This window comes from Cutibacterium porci (genome assembly GCF_009696315.1).
Lineage (GTDB): Bacteria > Actinomycetota > Actinomycetes > Propionibacteriales > Propionibacteriaceae > Cutibacterium > Cutibacterium porci.
Genome location: NZ_VUMG01000002.1, coordinates 319814 through 342333, shown reverse-complemented (window position 1 = coordinate 342333; position 22520 = coordinate 319814). Strand labels below are relative to the sequence as shown.

The following is a 22520-nucleotide window of genomic DNA, read 5'->3' as shown; positions in this document are numbered from 1 at the left end:
CTGGTCACGAGATCAAGCTGCCACCGTGAGAGGACAAAACACCGTGAAGGTTCTCGCCGCAATGTCGGGAGGAGTCGATTCCGCTGTCGCAGCGGCTCGTCTAGTCGAAGCCGGTCATGATGTCACTGGGGTCCATTTGGCATTGTCACGCAACCCACGCTCCCACCGTGAAGGATCACGAGGGTGTTGCTCTCTGGAAGACTCCTTTGATGCGAGGCGCGCAGCTGACCGGTTAGGGATTCCTTTCTACGTGTGGGATTTTTCCGACCGTTTTGCGGATGAAGTCATTGACCCCTTCATCGCCGAATATCAGGCTGGACGCACCCCCAATCCCTGTCTGCGCTGTAATGAGAGGATCAAGTTTGCTGCTCTGCTAGAACGTGGTCTGGACCTCGGATACGACGCGGTGGCGACCGGCCATTACGCGAGAACGAAGATCGTTGACGGCGTGACGAAGCTGTATCGGTCAGTTGATCCCGGCAAAGACCAGTCCTACGTACTGGCGGTCCTCAACCAAGACCAACTTGCTCATTCGCTTTTCCCTCTCGGCGATTCCCTGAAAACGAATGTTCGCCGCGAGGCTGCAGCTCTCGGCCTATCAGTGGCTGACAAGCCCGATTCCAACGATATTTGCTTCATCCCTGACGGGGATACCCCAGGCTGGCTATCAGAAAAAATCGGCTCAAACGATGGCGAGATTCGCGATGAATCAGGTGACGTCGTAGGGCACCACAATGGCTATCACCACTTCACCATTGGCCAGCGACGCGGACTGCGGCTGGGAGTTCCGGCTCCCGACGGCAAACCGCGCTATGTCTTGGACATCGAACCAGTCACCAACACTGTGGTTGTCGGAGGAGCCGAGGGACTGACGGTTCGTCATATTGAGGCCATCAGGCCGGTGTGGTGTTCTGGAGACCCCGCTGACACCTGGACTGGCCAGGTTCAGGTGCGAGCCCATGGAGACCCGGCGCCGGCCACAATATCGACGGTTCCCGGTGGGGTAGCCATGGAATTGGAGCACCCGCTGCGTGGAGTCGCTCCCGGCCAGGCGGCGGTCTTGTATGACGGCGACCTCGTTGTCGGATCGGCCACAATTAGCGGTACGGATCGCTCCGGCATGACGGCGGAGCAGGCAGCATGATTGCTACCGGCATCGGTTCCTTACCGGGCACCGACATGCGGGGAAGTCTGGCGGCGATGGCTGAGACGTTTGATCAGCTCATACCTTTTCCCGAGTTGCCGGCGCGTGGGGTCGGCGCTCAGATGATCGGGCGAGCAGCGGCTGTGCTCGTAGACATTCCGGTTGACCACGGACCTGGTGGATGGCGGGTAGCTGATTCTACTGACCACGCCGCTCGATCGGCGCGTTCCTTCTTACGCAGCGACCTCGACGATCTTGAAGAGGCTCTCGCTGGTGAGGAAGCTAGGGTCAAAATCTCGCTCGCTGGGCCTCTCACCTTGGCCGTCGGCTTACATCTACGAGCAGGAGAGGCGATACTGGCCGATGAATCCGCACTCACTGACGTCACCGTCAGTCTGGCCGAGGGGGTCAGCCAGCTCATAGCAGAACTACAACGGCGAATGCCGAAGGTCACGTGGATACTGCAGATCGACGAACCGTCAGCTCCCGCAGTGCTATCCGGCACAATCCCTACTCAGTCTGGTTTGTACCGCCATTCAGCGATGGCCGGTTCGACAGCGGTGCGTTTGTGGCGGACTGTCACGTCAGAGTGCGGACACGTTGAGATGGGGATGCATTGTTGCGGGACGCCGATTCCGTGGGCGCTGGCTCGTCAAGCGGGATTCTCGACGCTGTGGTGTGAGGTTACCCCATCGTTGGATCTGGACCGGGTCGCCGAGTGGGTTGAATCGGGTGGACATCTCGGCATGGGGGTCGTTGACACTATGAAGGTGGGTGACATCCCACCGATAGACCATCTCATTGATCGCGTGCTGTGGCTGGCGCGTGGTCTGAAGATCGACCCCGCTTTGCTCGGGTCTGGCTTCTTGACCCCAGCCTGCGGGCTGGCAGGCTGGTCGCGTCACGATGCTGCTGAGGTGTGTCGCGCTGTCAGGCGGGCTGGAGACCTCGTCGACGAGCAACTGGTGAGCAGGTAGAGTTTCGACCGTGGGCTTGTTCACCAATCTCAATCTGGATGGCCAGACACCGGTACGTACTCGGCCACGCGTCGGTGACGAACAGTGGGCCCCGGCCGTGGTTCCTACCACGAAACGCAAAAAGGTCCAGCGGGTTCTCGCTCCTATTGCCTTCTGCGTTGCTCTTGGCGTCTTAGTAGGAGTTGGGTATTACTTCTTCCGGGCCATCGTTGTCGGAGGCTGAAATACCTTGTTGGGAAGGTATTGTCAGATAATTAAGTGGAATCCATACTGGGTGGCTAGTGCTAGTAAATAACACCGTATGAAAAATCCTATCGTCACCCATAGTGAGAACCGCCAAAAATTCATTTTCGTGGTCGCTGCGTAAATAACGACAAGATATACGGGCGGTATTCCAGTGACGGCGGAAAAGAACAGCAGAGGCATTCCCCACCGTGGCGTCTCGACGACGTGCGCGGCCTTGTCATTCCATCGTCGTAACCGCCATCGCCAGGACCCTTCTAAGACCGGCTTCGGCTCCTTGCGCTTGATCCACCGTGAGTCTGAGCCTTTGCGGATGCCGATGAACATGACCTGTTTGCCAACCCCGTGGCCGAGAGCCAGACCCAATGCGACCTCGAGTGGCCCTAAGAGACGGGATCCCAGCGCTCCGACGATGAACAGCTCTGAATTGAGAACCGGGACGAGACTTGACGCGACGCCAAAGGCGAAGGCCGAGAGAACCTGGTACCAGAACTGCCAGGTGAGATAAACCTCCATGCGGCCTCAGTTGGCCAATGCGGCCATGTGCTGGAGTCGGTTAAGCTCGGACGCCAGGAACCCCGGCCCACCCTGGCGACCGGCGACTAAGCAGCGCCCCCGCGACAGCGGGACAACAGCGATCACGGTATCTCCCCATCCGGGCATCCAGCCGGCCTCTAACTCCGCAGTGTGGGAACGATCCATAGGCGTTAATCGTGCGATTCCCTCGGGAGTGAACTCGGGGGCAAGAGCAGTTGAAATGATGACCTGCTCGTCAGCATCAAAGAGGGCTGCCCACTGGGTGTGGAAGACCACCGGAACGGCGCCGCATAAGATCTCTGCCGAATGCTCGGGGTCTTCGGACATCCTATTGAGGGCTGCAATGTCAGACTCAATGCTCCAATTCTCTGGATACCGGCTGAGCCATAAGACATGCACCCCGTCGAGCATGCCGCAGGCCGACACCAGTGTGTCGGGCATCGTCGTGGGCGGCAACGTCAAAATGAAGTCGTCTACGACGTAGTCGGAGCCTTTTTCGACGATCTCGATGGCGGAGATGTCGGCATTGGCAGTGCCCATAGCAGTAGCCACCGACCCCAGAGAACCCGGCGTGTCTGGCAGCTGAATACGGATCATGAGCACACTCTCATTGTTGCGGGTTAGCGCGACGATCCCAAAACGGGGCAACATATGGGCGGGTCACAGTGGTGTGCCTTGATCGGTCTTGGAGTCGTTCTAGTGCGGTTGTAGCGGGTACGTCAGTTGGTGGCTCTAGGATGGTTTAAGGGTATTTCCGCCCTATGCCGTCAACCAGGAGATTCATCGTGGCCCTTACGCCGGATGACGTCGTCCGCTTGGCTGGTTTGGCACGCATCGATCTCACTGACGACGAGACCGCGTATCTTGCTCCACAGCTGGACGCGATTCTCGATGCAGTGGCCGCCGTGTCAGCCGTTGCCACCGACGACGTGCCACCTACTTCGCACGCCTTGCCGCTGTCCAACGTCTTCCGTGAGGACGTCATTAAAGAGTCAATGCCCTCCGACGACGCTCTGGCCATGGCACCACGCAGTGAGGATCAGCGCTTCCGCGTGCCTCGCATCTTGGACGAGGAGGCACAGTGAACGAACTTGTGACGTTGACCGCGGCCGAGTTAGGTGAGCGGATCGCGGCTCGACAGATCTCTAGCGAAGAAGTCACCCAGGCCCACTTGGATCGCATTGACGAGGTCGATGGTGACATTCGTGCCTTCCTCCTCGTTGATCACGATGGGGCTCTCGACGCTGCTCGGCGTATCGATGCCCGCATTGCTCGTGGCGAGCGGCTCGGTCCGCTAGCCGGAGTACCGCTTGCCGTCAAGGATCTTTTCTGCACCGAGGGGCTCGCTACTACTGCGGCATCCCGAATGTTAGAAGGCTGGATTCCGCCCTACGACTCCACCATTGTGGCCCGCTGCAAGGACGCCGGAATGGTGATCCTCGGCAAGACGAACCTTGACGAGTTCGCCATGGGGTCGTCGACGGAAACGTCAGCTTTTGGACCAACTCATAACCCGTGGGACCTTGAACGGGTGCCGGGCGGTTCCGGCGGCGGTTCGGCGGCAAGTTTGGCCTCGTTCCAGGCGCCGCTGGCTTTGGGCACTGACACCGGCGGATCGATTCGTCAGCCAGGCGCTGTGACTGGCACCGTCGGCATCAAGCCGACCTACGGTTCGACCTCCCGATACGGCGTTATTGCCATGGCGTCATCTCTGGATACCCCAGGGCCCTGTGCCCGGACCGTCCTTGACGCTGCATTGCTGCACGAGGCGATGGCCGGGCATGACGCTATGGACCAGACGACGATCGACCAGCCCACCCCGGCTATCGTCGAGGCAGCGAGAAAGACAGACGTTTCGGGGATGCGCGTCGGCGTCGTCAGTGAGCTAGCCGGGGACGGGTACGATCCGCAGGTTGTAGCCCGGTTCCGCGAGGCCGTCGAGATGCTCACCGATGGCGGAGCTGAGGTCGTCGAGGTTTCTTGCCCGCACTTCGATCTCGCCTTGCCGGCTTATTATCTCATTCAGCCCGCCGAGGTTTCGAGCAATCTGGCGCGTTATGACGCTATGCGTTACGGTCTGCGCGTCGACGATGACGGTGAGCATTCTGCCGAACAGGTGATGCGCGCCACTCGCGGTGCTGGATTTGGAGCTGAGGCCAAGCGCCGCATCATCTTAGGCACCTATGCGTTGTCGGCTGGATATTACGACGCCTACTACGGCTCGGCTCAGAAAGTCCGTACGCTCATTCAACGCGACTTCGACAACGCCTGGCAGACCTGTGATGTGCTCGTGTCACCAGTGACGCCAACGACCGCCTTCCGGCTGGGTGAACGCATTGCAGACCCAATGGCGATGTATCGGTCCGACCTTTGCACTATTCCGGCCAATATGGCTGGCAGCCCGGCAGGATCCTTCCCGATCGGTTTATCCCAGACTGACGGCATGCCCGTTGGGATGCAGGTGATGGCGCCGATTATGGCTGACGACCGTATCTATCGTGTCGGTGCGGTCCTGGAGCGATCGCTGAATGAGAAATGGGGCACCTCGTTACTTGCGCAGGCCCCTGAGTTGGGGGGAGAGCGATGACCGACGAGCTGTTGCCATACGACGACGTGATGGCTGAGTATGAGCCGGTCATCGGTCTTGAGGTACATGTCGAGTTGTCCACTGCGACCAAGATGTTTTGCGGTTGCTCAACCGACACGGAAAAAGACCCCAACACCAACGTCTGCCCAGTGTGCCTGGGTTTGCCCGGATCAATGCCAGCCATTAACGGTCACGCCGTCGAATCTGCCATTCGTATTGGCCTGGCTCTCAACTGCCACATTGCAGAGTGGTGCCGCATGGCTCGGAAGAATTATTTCTATCCGGACATGACGAAGAATTATCAGACGTCTCAGTACGACGAACCGATATGCTACGACGGCTGGCTCGACGTTGAGGTTGATGGCGAAACTTTCCGGGTGGACATCGAGCGCGCCCATATGGAGGAAGACGCCGGAAAGTCTCTCCATGTCGGAGGCTCTGATGGGCGCATTTCCGGTGCCAGCCACTCGCTTATGGACTACAACCGGGCTGGTGTTCCCCTTATCGAGATTGTCACGAAGCCGATTCGTGGGCTGGGGGCTAAGGCACCCCAGGTAGCGCGCGCATATATGGCTCAGTTACGTGACATTATGATTGCCCTCGGAGTCTCCGAGGCCAGAATGGAGCGGGGCAACCTACGGTGTGACGCAAATGTTTCTCTGATGCCGCGCGGCAGTGACATTTTGGGTACCCGAACTGAGACTAAGAACGTCAATTCGTTGCGGTCTGTGGAGGGTGCGCTGCGGTACGAAATTCAGCGTCAGGGTTTCGTGTTGTCGGAGGGTCGCACGGTTCGTCAGCAGACCCGGATGTGGCAAGAAGCTGGCGAATACACCATTGCCGGGCGCGATAAGTCTGACGCCGAAGACTACCGCTATTTCCCTGAACCAGATCTGGTGCCGATCGCCCCGTCAAGAGAGTGGGTCGAACAATTGCGTGCCGAGCTGCCGGAACTTCCGGCAGTCAAGAGGGCCCGGTTGTCCGCCCAGTGGCAGTTTTCTGACGCGGACATGGCCTCGGTCGTTAACGCCGGTGCCCTTGACCTCCTTGAGGCGACGGTCGACGCCGGCTGCCAGCCCGCCTCAGCGCGTAAATGGTGGTTGACGGAGTTGTCGCGTCGGGCCAACGAGGCTGGTGTGGAGCTGTCCGAGGTTGGTATGACGCCTCATCAGGTTGCTCAGCTGCAAAAGCTCGTCGATGACGGCACACTCACCGATAAACTCGCTCGTCAGGTCATTGACGGAGTCATCGCTGGTGAGGGAGACCCCCAGCAGGTTGTTGACGGTCGTGGTTTGGCCGTGGTTTCCGACGATGCGGCTTTGGGGGGCGCCGTTGACGATGTCATTGCGGCAAACCCACAGATTGCGGAGAAGATCCGTGGCGGAAAAGTGCAGGCCGCCGGTGCCCTTATTGGTCAAGTTATGAAGGCCATGAAAGGTCAGGCTGACGCCAAGCGAGTCAGGGAGCTTATCTTGGAGAAGCTCTCCTGACTCAGGATGCGTTCCGGCTACTCACAGCGAGTGGTCGGAACGCATGAACGCCATGATGGATGCGGGCTCGCCCAGTACATCTACCTGGGCCACCGTTGTGCGCCCGGTTAACAGCAGGATGATTTCCGACGGTTTTCCGACCAAGGTGACGATGCGATCGCCGGGGCGGAGTGTGAGCGGGTCCGATTGTCCTGTCATCTCGGCCCGTACGCCGACAGGGGAGCGGCGGGCAAGAGCGCGCCCGTATTTGCGGAGGATGGCAGCTAGTCGTAGTTCGGCGCGATGACCGAGTTCTCGAGGATGCCAGTCGGGCTGGGCTCGCAGCAGGTCCTCGTGGTGGATGTAGTACTCCATGGAGTTGGCCGCAGAGTCGAGGCCAGGAATGCGGAAAACCGAGAAACGGCCCGGGCCATGAGCGAACCGAGCTACGAGGTCTTCAAAGGATCCGGAGGTTTCTAGTTTGTCGGCGCGTGAGCGAGTGATGGCGTCAAAGACACTGGCGGCCATCCCGGGAATCGCTAGCGGGTCGTTCTCCCGCAGGAGAAGGTGGGTGAGCAGGTCTCGGGCCGTCCATCCCTTGCACAATGTCGGGGCGTCGGGGCCGAGTCGTAATAGATCTGCGGCCAGGGTGGCTCGTTCATCTTGTGCCATGGACATCCAGGTCCTCCTTCGCGCTATGTCCATCTTGCCAGTACCAGTCCGGAACGTGGTTTCAGCCCGAGGTGTCGGTGATCCGGTGTTCAATGAGGCGCGTGCTGACCGAAGAATCAACTTTGGCCCCCGTGATCGCGGCGAGGTTGCGCCGTAATGACGCTGGGCTAGTGCCCGCTGTGGTGCAAGATGCTACGACCGGGGACGTTCTCATGATGGCTTGGATGGATGACGTTGCTTTGGCCCGCACCTTAGCAACCCGCAGGGCCACATATTGGTCTCGATCTCGTCATGAGTACTGGGTGAAGGGGGAAACATCTGGTCATACCCAGCACGTGCGTTCAGTGAGTCTTGATTGTGACGGGGACACGCTCCTCCTGCGCGTCGACCAGATTGGTGGTGCCTGCCACACTGGCAATCGCACTTGTTTCGATGCTGATGTCTTGTTAGCTGAGGAGGTCGAGTCATGATTGACGTTGCCCCGTCGCGCCAGGAGTTCGCTGCTCGTGCCGCCCATCACACGGTCGTCTCGGTGCGAACCAAATTGGTATGTGATGACGACACCCCAGTGGGCTTGTACCAGCACCTGTGTGGAGACCGCGGGCTGACGTTCCTGCTGGAGTCAGCTGAGTCTGGCATCTGGTCGAGGTGGTCCTTTATTGGAGTCAACGCCCGCTGTGCTTTGATTTCCGACGGAGACTCGGTGGGGTGGATAGGTGACAAGCCTGGTGGTTTGACGGTCAGCGATGATCCGTTGGAAGCCCTTAAGGAAGCGCTCGCTGATCTCAGCACGCCAGCAGAGCCTGACCTTCCACCTCTGACAAGCGGATTCGTGGGGTATATCGGGTATGACATGGTCCGTCGCCTTGAAAGCATTGGTGACGACGTCGTTGATGACCTTGGCCTTCCAGCAGCATGTCTCATGCTTGTCGGGGACATGGCGGTATTCGATCACCAGCGCGGTGAGCTCTGGCTCATCTCGAACCAGGTTGTCAGTGGGACAGATCCCGACCAAGCCTATGACGCCGCCGTCTGCGCTCTCAGCGCGATGGTGGCGAGGCTAGCTGAACCACGCGAGGTATTAACAGCTCGTATTGTCGACCATCCCGCAGCGCCAGTGCGGCGTCAGCGTACTCCGGCTCAATACGCCGAGCTTGTGGACGAGGCGGTTGATCGAATTCGCGACGGCGACATATTCCAAGTGGTGCCGAGTCAGCGGTTCGACGTCGAGACGCGTGCTGATGCCCTCAACATCTATCGGCAATTGCGTCGCACCAACCCCAGCCCGTACCTTTATTTGCTCCGGTTGCCCGGTTTTGACGTGATTGGGTCCTCCCCAGAGGCTTTAGTGACGGTGGCTGACGGCGTGGCAACGACGCACCCCATCGCCGGGACCCGTCCCAGAGGTCGCACCGCGGCTGAAGATCGAGCCATGGAGGACGAGTTACTTGCCGATCCTAAGGAACGCTCTGAACATACGATGCTTGTAGACCTTGGTCGCAACGATCTGGGTCGGGTGTGCGTTCCCGGAACAGTTAACGTTACCGAGTTCATGCACGTCGGTCGGTATTCCCACGTGATGCATCTAGAAGCAGCTGTCACCGGTCAGATCGCTGCGGGAATGGACGCTGTCGACGTCACAATGTCCTGTTTTCCAGCAGGCACATTGTCCGGGGCACCGAAGATTTCAGCTATGCGGATTATCGAGATGCTTGAGACGACTCGGCGTGGCGTCTATGGCGGTGTTGTGGGGTATTTCGACTTGCATGGCAACTCCGATTGCGCGATTGCGATCCGCACAGCGGTATTAAAAGATCACGTGGCTCACGTCCAAGCCGGTGCCGGAATCGTGCTGGACTCAATCGGATCCCGTGAGAACGCCGAATGCGAGAATAAGGCGGCCGCAGTTATTCAGGCGGTTCAGGACGCCGAGTTGCTGTCCGGGCTGCGAGAGGACGTGTAGTGAGTTCCCCGATGTCACCCGGCTGGCGGATCGTCCTTGCTGGCGTCCCCATTCTTGCGGCTATCCTTATCAGCGTTTCCTCGCGTCGTGTCTGGCTGGAACGTGCCGGCATTGGTTTGACCGGGGCTGATGTTACGGGCGGATTGATAACGGCAACCGCCTTGATGCTCGTCATCACCGTGGCGTTTTTGCTTGTCGTTAAGACGACTGGGCGTCGCATTACTGGCATCCTGCAGGCTCTTGTAGGGGTAGGGATTGTGGCCATCGTGGTTACCCATCGCACTGCGACGGCACACCAGTGGGCTGCCAAAGGTGTTGATGCGCGGGCTCCTCAGGTACATGTCAGCGGGTGGCCGTGGGTATGCCTTATAGCGGGGGCGGTGACGATCGTTAGCGGAATTGCGTTAGCAGCGCTCGCAGACCGTTGGCCTCACCAGTCTGCTCGACGTAGAGGTGAGTTTTCCGGCGATTCTCGCTCGACGTGGGATGCTTTGGACAGGGGAGAAGACCCGACGGTTAGTGATGCGGCAGTGCCACCCGAGACAGCCGGGCACGACATCGCGGCGTCGCGCAGTGACATCTCGCAACAGAAACCATCGACATCATCGGCTACCGGGCCATCTCATAACGACGTCGACAACGGACAGCACGTCCATACCGACGACACATCAGGGTAGGATTAGCTCTGGATTCACCGTGTTGCGGATGTTCACCCCCGACTAACTCGTGGGTGTAGCCCGCATCTTTGACCAGCTGCGCGGACATTCCGCGCCTGACCACCGGAGGGAACACCATGAGTGCTGATCGCGCCACTCGTCACTACCGTCACGGCGGGAGCCCCGCGAATTGGGCAGGTTCGATCGTCGCCCTCATCGGCTTCATCGTGGCCGCCGTTGGCGCGATGGCCGGGCCGAGTTGGATTACCTGCATCGTCGGTGCGGCTCTTGTCGTGCTGGGTGGTGTTGTCACCCTGGTCATGCGGGCTATGGGTTTCAGTGGGGCACGCTGAATGTCGCCCACGACTACTGGAACAGTCCTTGATGGGATCATTGCCGGAGTTCTCAAGGACCTTCACGAGCGCCAGCTTATGGTCACTTCCGATAATCTTCGTGAGGCCATTGAGCTCGTGGCCCCCGCTATCGATCCGATTCCACGGCTGACCTCGCCTGGCCTATCGGTGATTTCGGAGGTGAAACGGTCGAGTCCGTCGAAAGGACAATTGGCTACTATCAGCGACCCTGCAGCACTGGCCGATCAATACCGCGCAGGGGGAGCTGCTGCTATCAGCGTTCTCACTGAGGAGCGTCGATTTCAAGGGTCCCTTGCTGATCTTGACGCGGTGCGCGCGAAGGTCGAGATTCCGGTGCTCCGCAAGGATTTCGTCGTCACGGACTATCAGGTGCTTGAGGCACGCGCGCATGGGGCCGATCTCGTCCTGCTGATTGTTGCGGCGTTGTCCGACGACGACTTGCGACGCCTCTATGACCTCGCTTGTGAGTTGGGTATGACCCCGCTAGTTGAGGTTCACACCGCTGAAGAGGCTCGTCGTGCCGCAGCCCTCGATGCTCGTGTGGTGGGTGTTAATGCGCGCAATCTCAAGACTCTCGACGTCGATAGGTCCATTTTCGGTAGACTCCTCGGCGAGCTGCCTGAAGGCGTCGTCAAGGTGGCTGAATCCGGAATTCTGCGCGTAGACCAGGCAGTTGAAGCTCATGACTGTGGTGCTGATGCTGTGCTGGTCGGGGAAATGCTAGTCCGTCATGGTGAACCGGCACAGGTGCTGCGTGAGATTCACCGAGCCACTGTGTGAGTCTGATATCTAACGGAAAGGTCGTCCATGTCCGCACATGATCTGCCCGATATTCGGGGTCATTTTGACCGTTTTGGCGGCCGATTCGTTCCGGAGGCTCTCCAGGCTGCCCTTAATCAGCTTACGGAGACTTTTGAGGCTGCGATGGTCGATCCGGGCTTCCGCACTGAGCTAGAAGGTTTGCGTCGGGATTACGCTGGACGACCCTCGCCTCTGACGGAAGCACCACGGTTTTCTCAGTACGTGGCTCGGCAGACCGGTCGCAAGGTACGGGTTCTGCTGAAGCGGGAAGACCTCAATCACACTGGTTCTCACAAAATTAATAATGTGCTGGGACAAGCACTACTGACCCGCAGGATGGGTAAGCATCGCCTTATTGCTGAGACGGGAGCTGGACAGCATGGCGTGGCGACGGCGACGGTGGCCGCAATGATGGGCATGGAGTGCCGGATTTATATGGGTCAGATCGACACTGAGCGTCAGGCCCTGAACGTGGCCCGTATGCAATTGCTGGGAGCCGAGGTTGTTGCGGTGGAAGCCGGATCACGCACCCTCAAGGATGCCATGAACGAGGCTATGCGGGATTGGGTAGCCCACGTTGACGATACTCATTACCTCATCGGTACGGCATCTGGGCCTCACCCGTTCCCCAAGCTGGTACGAGAGTTCCAGCGCGTCATCTCTACGGAGACTCGTCAACAGTGCCTCGATCGGGTTGGACGGCTGCCTGACGCCGTCTGTGCTTGCGTGGGTGGTGGATCGAACGCCATCGGATCGTTCGCCGATTTCATTGACGATCCTGAAGTTCGTCTATACGGCTTTGAAGCTGGTGGCGACGGCGTGGACACTGGTCGCCACGCGGCGTCGATTACCGGTGGTTCCGTCGGTGTATTGCACGGCACTCGTACCTATATTTTGCAAGATCGCGATGGCCAAACGATGGAGTCGCATTCCATCTCGGCTGGTTTGGATTACCCTGGGGTTGGTCCCGAGCATTCCTGGTTAGCGGCACAGCGGCGAGCGACGTATCTTCCGGTGACCGATCGTGACGCTATGGACGCTTTGCGTACTCTTACTCGCACCGAGGGCATCATGCCGGCTATTGAGTCAGCCCACGCGATCGCTGGGGTTCTGCACATTGTGCAGGATTTACCGGATCATGATGGCGAGGTGCCAGTCGTCGTCGTCACAGTGTCTGGTCGCGGAGATAAGGACGTCGATACCGCCCTGAAGTGGTTCCAGATTGACGGCAGCGTCGATGCCACGACGGGAGGTATGAAATGAGCAGCAGCGCCGACGCCTATCTGAAGGCGCATCAAGAAGACCGTCCGGCTCTTGTGGGTTACCTCCCTGTGGGGCACCCATCGGTTCCTGACTCCATTGATGCTCTGAAGGCCTTAACGACCGGGACGACCGGGATCGGCGTTGACCTCGTCGAGATCGGAATGCCCTATTCCGATCCCATGATGGACGGCACCGTCATTCAGCACGCCACGACCCGGGCCTTGGAGCGTGGGGTACGTACGCGCGACACCCTCTTGGCCGCCGAAGCCGTGGCTGAGACCGGCACTCCGTGCGTCGTCATGACCTATTGGAACCTTGTCGAGCACTACGGTGTTGACGCCTACGCTCGTGATCTGGCATCGGCTGGTGGCTCTGGACTCATTACGCCAGATCTCACGCCCGATGAGGCCGAGGAATGGATGGCAGCATCCGATGCGCACGGTTTGGATCGTGTCTTTCTGGTTGCACCGTCGTCCACTGATGAGAGGCTGAAGGCAACGATTGCGGCATGTCGTGGCTGGGTCTATGCGACCTCAGTGATGGGGGTGACGGGAACTCGAGCCCAGACATCGTCGGCAGCCCCCGAATTGGTGGCCAGGGTGAGGGAGGTCAATCCCGATATCCCAGTGGGCGTCGGATTGGGCGTGTCCAATGGCGATCAAGCTGCCGAAGTGGGCTCCTTTGCCGATGGCGTCATCGTTGGATCGGCTCTGGTGCGTGCTCTCGTCGAGGCCGAGGAGCGAGAGGATTCAGTAACGGCGGGAATTGATCGGATGCGCCTCATTGTCGATGACCTGGTAGCTGGCGTGCGGCGGGCAGAGCGCCGGTGAGCCAGTTATCGATTCCCAGTCCATCAATCGACGCGTTCCATCTCGGACCGCTGACTATCCACATCTATGCCCTGTGCATCCTCGCGGGTATCGTCATTGCGTACGTCAGTGGTGAGCGTCGCTATCAGGCTCGCGACGGTAAGCAGGAACATTTTGAGGAATTGTGCGCCCTCGGCGTTATTGCCGGAATTATTGGCGGGCGGCTGTATCACGTTATTACCGACCATCAATTGTATTTCGGCCCGGGACGGACGTGGTATCACGCATTTTTCATCTGGCAGGGCGGTCTAGGTATTTGGGGAGCCATTACTCTTGGTGGCTTAGCCATCTGGCTATACTGCCGACACAAGGGTATTCGCTTCGCTCCGGTGGCGGATTCCCTTGCCCCCGGGATCTTGGCTGCTCAGGCGATTGGACGTGTGGGAAACTGGTTTAACCAAGAGCTTTTCGGCCTCCCGACGAGCCTCCCGTGGGGCCTCGAGATTGACCTGGCTCACCGACCTGCAGGATATCTTCAATACGCGACGTTCCACCCTACCTTCCTCTATGAATTGTTGTGGAGTTTGGCTGGTGCTGCATTTCTAGTATGGGCAGATCGGCGCTGGACGTTAGACCACGGTCGTTTGTTCACGGTCTATGTCGCGATCTACACCTTTGGGCGTTTTTGGATTGAGCGACTGCGCATTGATCCGGCCCATCACGTGGGCCAATGGCGGCTCAACGACGTTACTGCTTTCGTTGTCTTTATCGGCGCGGTCGTCACATTGATCGTCCTGCAACGCCGCTACGGCAACGGTGACCGTATGACCTCATAGCGCAGTGATCTCGTCGCGGTGAGTCCACGACTCGGACGTATATGTCAAGGTGTGATCGCTGTGTGACAATCTGTCCCCCGGCGTGTCTGCGTAGCACGGGGCATTCGCCTCCGTCGAAAGGAGTACCGATGATCTTCGGCCATCATCCCAAGCAGGGGCTCTATGATCCCCGCTACGAGCACGATGCATGCGGAGTGGCTTTCGTAGCCACTATGACGGGTGTGGCTAGCCATAAGATCGTTGAGCAGGGGCTTGAGGCACTTCGGAACTTGGACCACCGTGGTGCCACTGGCGCTGACCCGGCTGCAGGAGACGGTGCCGGGATTCTTCTCCAAGTTCCTGACGCTTTCCTGCGAAGGACGACCGGAATCCGATTGCCGGAGCCCGGTGCCTATGCCGTTGGTCTAGCCTTCATGCCTGTCGATGACGCCAAACGTGCTCGCGCTAGGGCTGCGATCGAACTCATTGCCGCTGTTGAAAACATAGAGGTGTTGGGGTGGCGAGACGTCCCCGTGCATACTCACACCCTCTCCAAGGTTTCGCTGAGTACTATGCCCCATTTCGAGCACCTTTTGATCCGTGCTCGCGATGGTCGCGTTGGCATGGATCTGGAACGTTTAGCATTTGTATTGCGGCGGCGTGCCCAGAATGAGGCAGGTGTGTATTTTGCCTCGCTGTCGTCGCGCACCCTCGTCTATAAGGGCATGCTGACGACAAATCAGCTCGAGGAGGTTTTCCCGGAGCTCCACGATGAGGATCTATCTAGCGCTTTGGCACTAGTCCACTCCCGGTTTTCGACAAACACCTTCCCGGCATGGGAACTTGCCCACCCGTACCGTCTTATCGCCCATAACGGTGAGATCAACACGGTGCGCGGTAACCGCAATTGGATGCAGGCCCGCGAGGCTCTGCTCCACTCCGACCTTATTCCTGGCGATTTGGCCCGGCTTTACCCAATCTGTACGCCGTCTGGTTCAGACTCGGCGTCCTTTGACGAGGTTTTGGAGCTGCTTCACCTGGGTGGACGTTCGCTACCACATGCTGTCCTCATGATGATTCCTGAGGCGTGGCAGAAAAACACTGAGATGACCCAGGAACTGCGCGACTTTTACGAGTTCCATTCCTTCCTCATGGAGCCGTGGGACGGCCCTGCTTGTGTCACGTTCACTGACGGTAATCAGATTGGTGCGGTGCTCGATCGCAATGGTTTGCGCCCGGCTCGTTACTGGTTGACTGATGATGGGCTTGTCGTCTTCGCCTCGGAGTCTGGGGTCCTTGACCTTCCGGACGCTCATGTTGTTGAGAAGGGACGTCTTAAGCCTGGCCGGATGTTCTTGGTTGACTTGACCGAACGCCGGGTGGTCGAAGACTCCGAGATCAAGGCCCGGCTTGCCGGCGCCAAACCTTATGGGAAGTGGTTAGAAGAGGGACGCATCGACCTTGACGATCTACCAGAGCGAACTCACATTGTTCACTCTCACGCCTCGGTGACCCGGCGTCAGCAACTTTTCGGCTATACGTCCGAGGAGCTCAAGATGCTCGTCGCACCCATGGCGAACCAAGGAGTTGAGGCTACTGGCGCGATGGGAACTGACACGCCGCTGGCGGTGTTGTCCAACCGTCCGAGGATGCTCTGGGACTATTTCAGCCAGCTTTTCGCTCAGGTCACCAATCCACCTTTGGATGCTATTCGCGAAGAACTCGTCACCTCCTTGACGGGTACCATCGGCCCGGAGGCAAATCTGCTTGAGCCTGGCCCGGAATCGTGTCGTCAGGTGGTCGTCAACTATCCGATTATTGATTCCGACCAGCTAGCCAAAATTGTTCATATTGATGCCGATGGTGAACACCCGGATCGCAAAACCCACGTTGTGAGGGGTCTATTCGCAGTCGAAGAGGGAGGCGAGGGTTTGCGTCGCCGCATCGAAGAGATCCGTGCGGAGGTTTCTGAGGCCATCGCGGATGGAGCCACCATCATTGTGCTCTCGGACCGTCACGCCACTCGAGAGCTCGCGCCTATTCCGTCTCTGCTCCTCACCTCGGCCATCCACCACCACCTGGTGAGGGAGAAAACCCGCACTCGGGCGGGTCTGGTCGTCGAGGCCGGTGACGTTCGCGAGGTGCACCACGTCGCCCTCCTCATAGGCTATGGTGCTTCCGCCGTTAACCCCTATCTACTCTTCGAATCGGCCGAAGATATGGCCCGACACGAGGTGTGGGTGTCTACCGACCCCGAAACTGCCATCCACAACGTCTACAAGGCCCTCGGTAAAGGGGTCCTGAAGACGATGAGCAAGATGGGCGTGTCGACGATTCCCTCGTATACTGGGGCCCAGATCTTCGAGGCTACTGGGTTATCACAGGAATTCATTGATGAATATTTCACCGGGACGACGACTCGCATCGAGGGTATCGGCCTGACCGAGATCGCTCAGGAGATCCTGGCGCGTCACCTTAGCGCGTATCCAGAAACCGGGGTGCACCTGGCGCACCGGACCCTAAAAACTGGTGGCCACTACCAGTGGCGTCGGGAGGGGGAGCGCCATCTTGTCGATCCTGAGTCAATTTTCCGGTTGCAGTTGGCAGCACGGACCAATGATTATGAGCAATTCCGTCGCTACACCGACCACATTAATGACAACTCAAGCAGGTTAATGACCTTGCGGTCATTGTTAGAGTTCCGTCATGATCGCCCGGCTGTGCCGCTTGAGGAAGTCGAGCCAGCTAGCGAGATCGTCAAGAGATTCTCGACAGGTGCTATGAGCTACGGCTCGATTTCCATGGAGGCCCATCAGACCCTTGCAATCGCGATGAACCGTATCGGTGGTAAATCGAATACCGGTGAGGGTGGCGAGGACCCTGAGCGTCTCTACGATCCCGAACGTCGTTCAGCTATTAAGCAGGTGGCATCGGGACGATTCGGTGTGACGAGCGAGTATTTGGTCAATGCTGACGACATCCAGATCAAGATGGCCCAGGGAGCTAAGCCGGGCGAGGGGGGCCAACTCCCCGGTCCAAAGGTTTACCCGTGGGTGGCGAAGACCCGTCATTCGACCCCAGGAGTTGGGCTCATTTCCCCGCCTCCGCATCACGACATCTACTCCATCGAGGACCTTAAGCAGCTTATTCATGACCTTAAATGCGCCAATCCTCGGGCACGAATCCACGTCAAGCTTGTTGCCGAGACTGGCGTCGGTACCGTCGCTGCCGGTGTCTCGAAAGCCAAAGCCGATGTTGTGCTGATCTCGGGCCACGACGGTGGTACCGGCGCAGCTCCACTGACGTCAATCAAGCATGCCGGTGGTCCGTGGGAGCTCGGCTTGGCTGAAGCCCAGCAAACCCTGCTCCTTAACGGCCTTCGTGATCGCATCGTGGTGCAGTGCGATGGTCAGCTCAAGACCGGTCGCGATGTCGTCATAGCAGCCTTACTCGGTGCTGAAGAATTCGGGTTCGCCACCACGGCGCTTATCGTCGAGGGATGCGTCATGATGCGTAAGTGCCATACAGATACCTGCCCGGTCGGTGTGGCTACTCAAAATCCCGAGTTGCGTAAGAAATTTGCTGGTGACCCCGACCACGTTGTCAATTTCATGATGATGATGGCTGAACAGACCCGCGAGATTCTTGCCGAGCTTGGTTTTCGCTCTATTGACGATGCCGTCGGCCACGTAGAAGTGTTGGATACCCGCAAGGCCATCACCCACTGGAAAGCTAAAGGTCTTGACCTGTCGCCGATCTTGCACCAGGTTGACCTGCCTGAAGGCTGTGCGCTGCATCATGTTCGAGATCAGGACCATGATCTCCAGACAAGTCTTGATATGACGTTAATTGACATGTGCGCGGATGCTTTGACCCTTGGCACCCCTATTCGGCGCGAGGTGAGTATCCGCAACGTTGATCGCACTGTCGGAACCATGCTCGGTAGCCGTGTCACAGTTGCTACCCATGGCAAGGGTCTACCTGATAACACCATCGACCTCACCTTCACTGGCACTGCTGGCCAAAGCTTCGGTGCATTTGTGCCTCGCGGCATGACGATGAGGCTCGTCGGTGACGCCAACGACTACGTCGGTAAGGGGCTATCCGGTGGCCGCGTCATCGTCGCTCCACCGCCACAGGCACCGTTCCGGCCACGCGATCAGATTGTTGCTGGAAACGTGGTTGGCTACGGGGCAACGTCCGGTGAAATCTTGTTGCGTGGTCAGGTAGGTGAGAGGTTCTGCGTACGCAATTCAGGGGCTACCGCAGTCGTGGAAGGAGTCGGTGATCACGGCTGTGAATACATGACCGGGGGCGAAGCACTCGTGCTTGGTGCTACGGGACGCAATTTCGCTGCGGGAATGTCTGGCGGCGTGGCGTGGGTGCGCAACCTTGATGTCAGCCGTCTCAATCCAGACATGGTCGACGCGTTGCCGATGGACCAGGCGGATGTCGACCGCGTCATGGAGTTGCTGAAATTGCACCAGACCGAGACTGGGTCGACCCTTGCCGAGGAGATCCTGGCGCAGGGAGCTGACGGAATTCGCAACTCCTTTACTAAGGTGCTCCCGCGCGACTATGCCGTCATGATGAAAGCGATGGTTGACGCTGAAGAGCGCGGCCTGAGTGAGAACGAAACGACCGAATTGCTCATGGAGGTGTCTCATGGCTGATCCTCGCGGCTTTATGAAAGTGCCCAGACAAGAGGCAAAACGGCGTCCAGTCGAAGAGCGTGTCCACGATTGGAAAGAGGTCTATCCAGGCGGGCCGGGACATGCTCTGCTACCTATCATTACTGATCAGGCGAGCCGGTGCATGGATTGTGGTGTGCCGTTTTGTCATACTGGCTGCCCGCTGGGCAATCTCATCCCGGAGTGGAACGACCTCATCTGGCGAGACGAATGGCGCGAGGCCCTTGACTCGTTACAAGCCACTAACAATTTTCCGGAATTCACTGGTCGGCTGTGCCCTGCCCCCTGCGAGACGGCGTGTGTTGAGGGGATCAACCGCGACCCCGTGACGATCAAAAACGTCGAGGTCGCCATTATCGACAAGGCGTGGGAGGACCGTCGCGTCATCCCCGTGGTCCCTGAGTGGCATTCGCTCAAGACGGCTGCGGTCGTAGGGTCTGGCCCAGCGGGTCTGGCAGCCGCTCAACAGCTCACCCGGGCCGGCCATACGGTCGTCGTCTACGAACGTGACGATGCTATCGGTGGATTGCTGCGTTACGGCATCCCGGATTTCAAGATGGAAAAATCGGTTCTCGATCGTCGAATAAAACAGATGGTGCTGGAGGGGACCGTTTTTAAAACGAACACTGAGATCGGTGTCGATATTACTGGCGAACAGCTACGAGAACGTTTTGACGCCGTTGTCTTGGCTACCGGGGCCACTGTTCCTCGCATGCTGAATGCTCCGGGCATCGAGCTTGATGGGGTTTGTTACGCCATGGATTATCTCACCCAGCAGAATCGTGTCGTCGCCGGAGAAGAGGTTCCCGATCAAATTCGCGCCGACGGTAAGCATGTTGTCATCATCGGTGGCGGAGACACGGCTAATGACTGCGTGGGTACCGCTGTGCGCCAAGGCGCGGCCTCGATTACTCAGTTGCAATACAACCCGGAGCCGCCCAAGGAACGTCCAGCTACCCATCCGTGGCCTACTTATCCGCTTATTCTGCGTGTCTCCAGTTCCAATGAGGAGGGTGGCGAGCGGGTGTACTCGACGAACACTGTCGAGATCGTGAGCGATGACGAAGGCCACGTTAAGGCAGTTCGGGTAGTCTCAGGCCATCGAGATGAGAACCGGGTATTTATAGCCGACGAAGGTAGCGAGCACGATTTGCCGGCTGAGCTCGTGATTTTTGCGATGGGATTCGCTCATCCGGAGCATGAGGGCGTTGTCGCTGAGCTGGGTCTGGAACTCGACGGGCGTGGCAACCTCGTGAGAAATAACGCTTTTGAGACCAATGTGCCGGGGGTTTTCGCCTGCGGTGATGCTGGCCGGGGACAGTCCCTCGTGGTGTGGGCCATCGCGGAAGGGCGGGCGGCAGCGAACGGCGTCGATGCGTACCTCAGGGGATCGCCGTCGGTATTACCAAAACCGATACAACCTTCCGATCGTCAAATGATGGTGTGATGCGCTCATGAGTTCGACAAGTGCCACCCCTCAGGAGGACACTGCTGGGATGAGCGATGACGAGGAGGACCTTGAGTCGGCGATTCACCATGCCAGAGCGCTGACGTGGGTGTGCGTGACGCTCTTTGTGCTGCTCGACGTTATTGGCTTGACTGCCCCTGGCCAGAGTGATCCACGATTCGTTCTGGGAGCCTTTGGAGGGGCTGCATCCTTCCTCGGTATCATCGGCGCGGGCGTTTGGTGGGCCTATTTGGCGTCCCAGCGGAGGGCCCACGCCTTGGATAATCATCTCGATCAGGAGCTTGGTATTGACAATGATGCCAAGCGTGAGGATCGACGCGACCCTCTTTAGTGTTGCGCTATGACTGCATTCGCACGCAGTTCACATCTGCCCGATAACTTCAGACATGGTTGTGGCTCCCAGCAGTTGCTGGGAGCCACAACCTGAGCATCGATTCACGTCAGTTCGCGATGAGGTGGTGCCTCGGGGCTGTCCACGACGTCTCCCTCAATGATGGTATTGCGAGGGTCGCGGTGTACTGCTGACGAGATGGAACTCGTAATTTTATGTGCTCCCACCGCAATTGCGAGGTTGGCGACACCATAGAGAAACACGGCGAGCGCGAGTAGCCAGCTCATGGCTACTACGCCGAATCCAGGATGCACTAAAACGACAATACCCAGAATAAATAGACCGACGCCGCCGCCAAGCATCCAACCCCAGGCTTTTGCTGTGACAAGCCTCATGGGGAGGGCGAACCCGGTAGCAGCTACGCCGAGGAGCACTAACCATACCCCCATCAGGATGGCAATGACGTGCAGGGAAAACCAGGGATGAATAGTAAGGATGAGGCCGACGATAATGCCGATGATGCCCCAGACTGTCATGAATCTCGCGCCAGCAATGCCATGGAGGGCCTTGGCGTTGACGAGGGTCATAATGGAGTCGATGACGGCGTAAATACCGACGATCATCACGAGGGCGGTCATCGTCTGGTGGGACCAGAGTACGGCTACTACAGCGGCAATAACTGCGAGGATTCCTTTAGTGAAAGGAATCCACCAGATCGACTTCCACGTTTTACTGAGGGTCTGCGAGGACATGTAATCAAGTCTACGTGAGCGGCTTTCGGTGCGTGCTTACCGCGGTTCGCGTGCTGGTAAGGATGTTCTCGAGGTCGTCCATACACAGTTGTGCGACCCGTGCAAAGAGAAAGTCGACGACAGCCAGCTGTGACATACGGCTGGACATCGCGCCAGCGCGAATCGGTGTTTCGCGTGCTGAAGTGACCAGGACGTGGTCGGCGAGGCGTCCTACGGGGGAGTCAGGTAGGCCCGTCATAGCGACAGTAAGAGCGCCGTGTTCTCGCGCCACAGTGAGAGCTTCGACCACCTCTTGGGTGTTGCCGCTAAAGGAAATACCTAGGGCTACGCACGTGCGTGTGCACAATGCGGCATGAACAAGCTGCATATGGGTGTCCTGATGGTGTTGACATATCAGGCCGATACGTTCGAGCTTCTCGGATAGATCGCTAGCAACAAGACCGCTGGACCCGACCCCGAATAGTGCGGTTCGTGGGGCAACGGAGATGGCGCTGGCGACAGCTTCAAGTTCGTCGGTGTTGACGGCTCGTGCGGTGTTTTCAATCGTGCGAGCCTCATGGAACGCAATCTTCGTGATCATTTGGGTCAAGGAATCGTCGAGAGTAATAGTGCCCTCGGCCACGGAAGATCTTTCCAGTTCGAGGTTGCGTAGAGACAGATCGCGTGCAAGCTCGGTGCGAAGTTCCCGGTAGCCGCTCATCCCTAGGCTCCGGCAGAAGCGCACCACGGATGCGGGGGATACGCCGGCAGCCTCGGCAAGCTGGCTCGTTGATGCTGCGAGCGTCCAATCGGGTTCGGCCAAGACGACAGCGGCGACCTGGGCTTCTGCAGGGCGCATCGTCATTCTGGCCATATCGATCCGAGGCAGCAGGCTGTCGTTCATGTGAAACATCCTTCCAATCGGACGGGATTTCATGTACAGTTATTTCACGTCACGGGGACGGTGCGGTTCCGTGGTGTGGCGTCTC

At 58.5% G+C, this 22520-nt stretch carries 22 protein-coding genes; 17 read left to right on the top strand and 5 right to left on the bottom strand.

Features of this window, described 5'->3' with window-relative positions; translation table 11 throughout:
- Positions 1-43: 43 nt before the first annotated feature.
- From mnmA to FYJ43_RS05535, 3 genes are read left to right on the top strand one after another with little or no spacing between them, the layout of a single operon-like run.
- The gene (gene mnmA / locus FYJ43_RS05545) at positions 44-1144 is read left to right on the top strand and encodes a tRNA 2-thiouridine(34) synthase MnmA (RefSeq protein ID WP_326833371.1); all 1101 of its coding nucleotides are present in this window, start codon (positions 44-46) and stop codon (positions 1142-1144) included.
- Positions 1145-1179: 35 nt separating this feature from the next.
- On the top strand, positions 1180-2121 hold the full coding sequence (locus FYJ43_RS05540; protein WP_229771655.1) for a methionine synthase: 942 nt from the start codon (positions 1180-1182) through the stop codon (positions 2119-2121).
- Positions 2122-2131: 10 nt separating this feature from the next.
- Positions 2132-2344 (top strand): hypothetical protein, encoded by a 213-nt coding sequence (locus tag FYJ43_RS05535; protein WP_326833370.1) that lies wholly within the window; start codon positions 2132-2134, stop codon positions 2342-2344.
- A gap of 23 nt (positions 2345-2367) precedes the next feature.
- Here FYJ43_RS05535 and FYJ43_RS05530 read toward each other — a convergent pair whose 3' ends face one another.
- The gene (locus FYJ43_RS05530; RefSeq protein ID WP_154562765.1) at positions 2368-2880 is read right to left on the bottom strand and encodes a VTT domain-containing protein; all 513 of its coding nucleotides are present in this window, start codon (positions 2878-2880) and stop codon (positions 2368-2370) included.
- Between the two features lie 6 nt (positions 2881-2886).
- Positions 2887-3498, bottom strand: coding sequence for an ACT domain-containing protein (locus FYJ43_RS05525; protein ID WP_154562763.1), 612 nt, complete (start codon positions 3496-3498; stop codon positions 2887-2889).
- 164 nt (positions 3499-3662) lie between these two features.
- Here FYJ43_RS05525 and gatC point away from each other — a divergent pair, with 164 nt between their 5' ends.
- From gatC to gatB, 3 genes are read left to right on the top strand one after another with little or no spacing between them, the layout of a single operon-like run.
- Positions 3663-3986, top strand: coding sequence for an Asp-tRNA(Asn)/Glu-tRNA(Gln) amidotransferase subunit GatC (gene gatC, locus FYJ43_RS05520; RefSeq protein ID WP_154562761.1), 324 nt, complete (start codon positions 3663-3665; stop codon positions 3984-3986).
- The gene (gene gatA, locus FYJ43_RS05515; protein ID WP_326833369.1) at positions 3983-5488 is read left to right on the top strand and encodes an Asp-tRNA(Asn)/Glu-tRNA(Gln) amidotransferase subunit GatA; all 1506 of its coding nucleotides are present in this window, start codon (positions 3983-3985) and stop codon (positions 5486-5488) included. Before gatC ends, gatA begins: the two co-directional genes overlap by 4 nt.
- Complete coding sequence (gene gatB, locus FYJ43_RS05510) at positions 5485-6978, top strand: Asp-tRNA(Asn)/Glu-tRNA(Gln) amidotransferase subunit GatB (RefSeq protein ID WP_154562759.1); 1494 nt, start codon at positions 5485-5487, stop codon at positions 6976-6978. The genes gatA and gatB overlap by 4 nt, the downstream gene beginning before the upstream one ends.
- A 21-nt stretch (positions 6979-6999) precedes the next feature.
- On the opposite strand, the gene FYJ43_RS05505 is transcribed toward gatB, so the two are convergent.
- A complete protein-coding gene (locus FYJ43_RS05505) occupies positions 7000-7635 on the bottom strand; it encodes a TIGR03085 family metal-binding protein (RefSeq protein ID WP_154562757.1) in 636 nt (211 codons plus the stop codon).
- Positions 7636-7721: 86 nt separating this feature from the next.
- On the opposite strand from FYJ43_RS05505, the gene hisI reads away from it, so the two are divergent.
- The 11 genes from hisI to FYJ43_RS05450 all read left to right on the top strand — a co-directional run bounded on the left by hisI (position 7722) and on the right by FYJ43_RS05450 (position 20800).
- Complete coding sequence (gene hisI / locus FYJ43_RS05500) at positions 7722-8099, top strand: phosphoribosyl-AMP cyclohydrolase (RefSeq protein WP_154562755.1); 378 nt, start codon at positions 7722-7724, stop codon at positions 8097-8099.
- The gene (locus FYJ43_RS05495) at positions 8096-9592 is read left to right on the top strand and encodes a chorismate-binding protein (protein ID WP_154562753.1); all 1497 of its coding nucleotides are present in this window, start codon (positions 8096-8098) and stop codon (positions 9590-9592) included. Before hisI ends, FYJ43_RS05495 begins: the two co-directional genes overlap by 4 nt.
- 11 nt (positions 9593-9603) lie before the next feature.
- Complete coding sequence (locus tag FYJ43_RS05490; protein WP_154563394.1) at positions 9604-10269, top strand: Trp biosynthesis-associated membrane protein; 666 nt, start codon at positions 9604-9606, stop codon at positions 10267-10269.
- A gap of 116 nt (positions 10270-10385) precedes the next feature.
- Positions 10386-10601 carry an HGxxPAAW family protein gene (locus FYJ43_RS05485; RefSeq protein WP_154562751.1) on the top strand — a complete coding sequence of 72 codons (216 nt, stop codon included), beginning with the start codon at positions 10386-10388 and terminating at the stop codon, positions 10599-10601.
- A complete protein-coding gene (gene trpC / locus FYJ43_RS05480) occupies positions 10602-11402 on the top strand; it encodes an indole-3-glycerol phosphate synthase TrpC (RefSeq protein ID WP_154562749.1) in 801 nt (266 codons plus the stop codon). It abuts the gene before it with no gap.
- A 27-nt stretch (positions 11403-11429) separates the two neighbouring features.
- On the top strand, positions 11430-12686 hold the full coding sequence (gene trpB / locus FYJ43_RS05475; RefSeq protein WP_154562747.1) for a tryptophan synthase subunit beta: 1257 nt from the start codon (positions 11430-11432) through the stop codon (positions 12684-12686).
- Positions 12683-13516 carry a tryptophan synthase subunit alpha gene (gene trpA / locus FYJ43_RS05470; RefSeq protein ID WP_154562745.1) on the top strand — a complete coding sequence of 278 codons (834 nt, stop codon included), beginning with the start codon at positions 12683-12685 and terminating at the stop codon, positions 13514-13516. The genes trpB and trpA overlap by 4 nt, the downstream gene beginning before the upstream one ends.
- On the top strand, positions 13513-14331 hold the full coding sequence (gene lgt, locus FYJ43_RS05465; RefSeq protein WP_326833368.1) for a prolipoprotein diacylglyceryl transferase: 819 nt from the start codon (positions 13513-13515) through the stop codon (positions 14329-14331). Before trpA ends, lgt begins: the two co-directional genes overlap by 4 nt.
- 128 nt (positions 14332-14459) lie before the next feature.
- Entirely contained in the window at positions 14460-18983 is a 4524-nt protein-coding gene (gene gltB, locus FYJ43_RS05460) for a glutamate synthase large subunit (RefSeq protein ID WP_154562743.1), read from the top strand.
- Positions 18976-20448, top strand: a complete 1473-nt coding sequence (locus tag FYJ43_RS05455; protein WP_154562741.1) for a glutamate synthase subunit beta — start codon at positions 18976-18978, stop codon at positions 20446-20448. The genes gltB and FYJ43_RS05455 overlap by 8 nt, the downstream gene beginning before the upstream one ends.
- 49 nt (positions 20449-20497) lie before the next feature.
- Positions 20498-20800 carry a hypothetical protein gene (locus FYJ43_RS05450; RefSeq protein ID WP_154563392.1) on the top strand — a complete coding sequence of 101 codons (303 nt, stop codon included), beginning with the start codon at positions 20498-20500 and terminating at the stop codon, positions 20798-20800.
- A gap of 104 nt (positions 20801-20904) precedes the next feature.
- On the opposite strand, the gene FYJ43_RS05445 is transcribed toward FYJ43_RS05450, so the two are convergent.
- Entirely contained in the window at positions 20905-21552 is a 648-nt protein-coding gene (locus FYJ43_RS05445; RefSeq protein WP_154562739.1) for an HdeD family acid-resistance protein, read from the bottom strand.
- Between the two features lie 10 nt (positions 21553-21562).
- Positions 21563-22444, bottom strand: a complete 882-nt coding sequence (locus tag FYJ43_RS05440) for a MurR/RpiR family transcriptional regulator (RefSeq protein ID WP_154562738.1) — start codon at positions 22442-22444, stop codon at positions 21563-21565.
- Positions 22445-22520 lie beyond the last annotated feature (76 nt).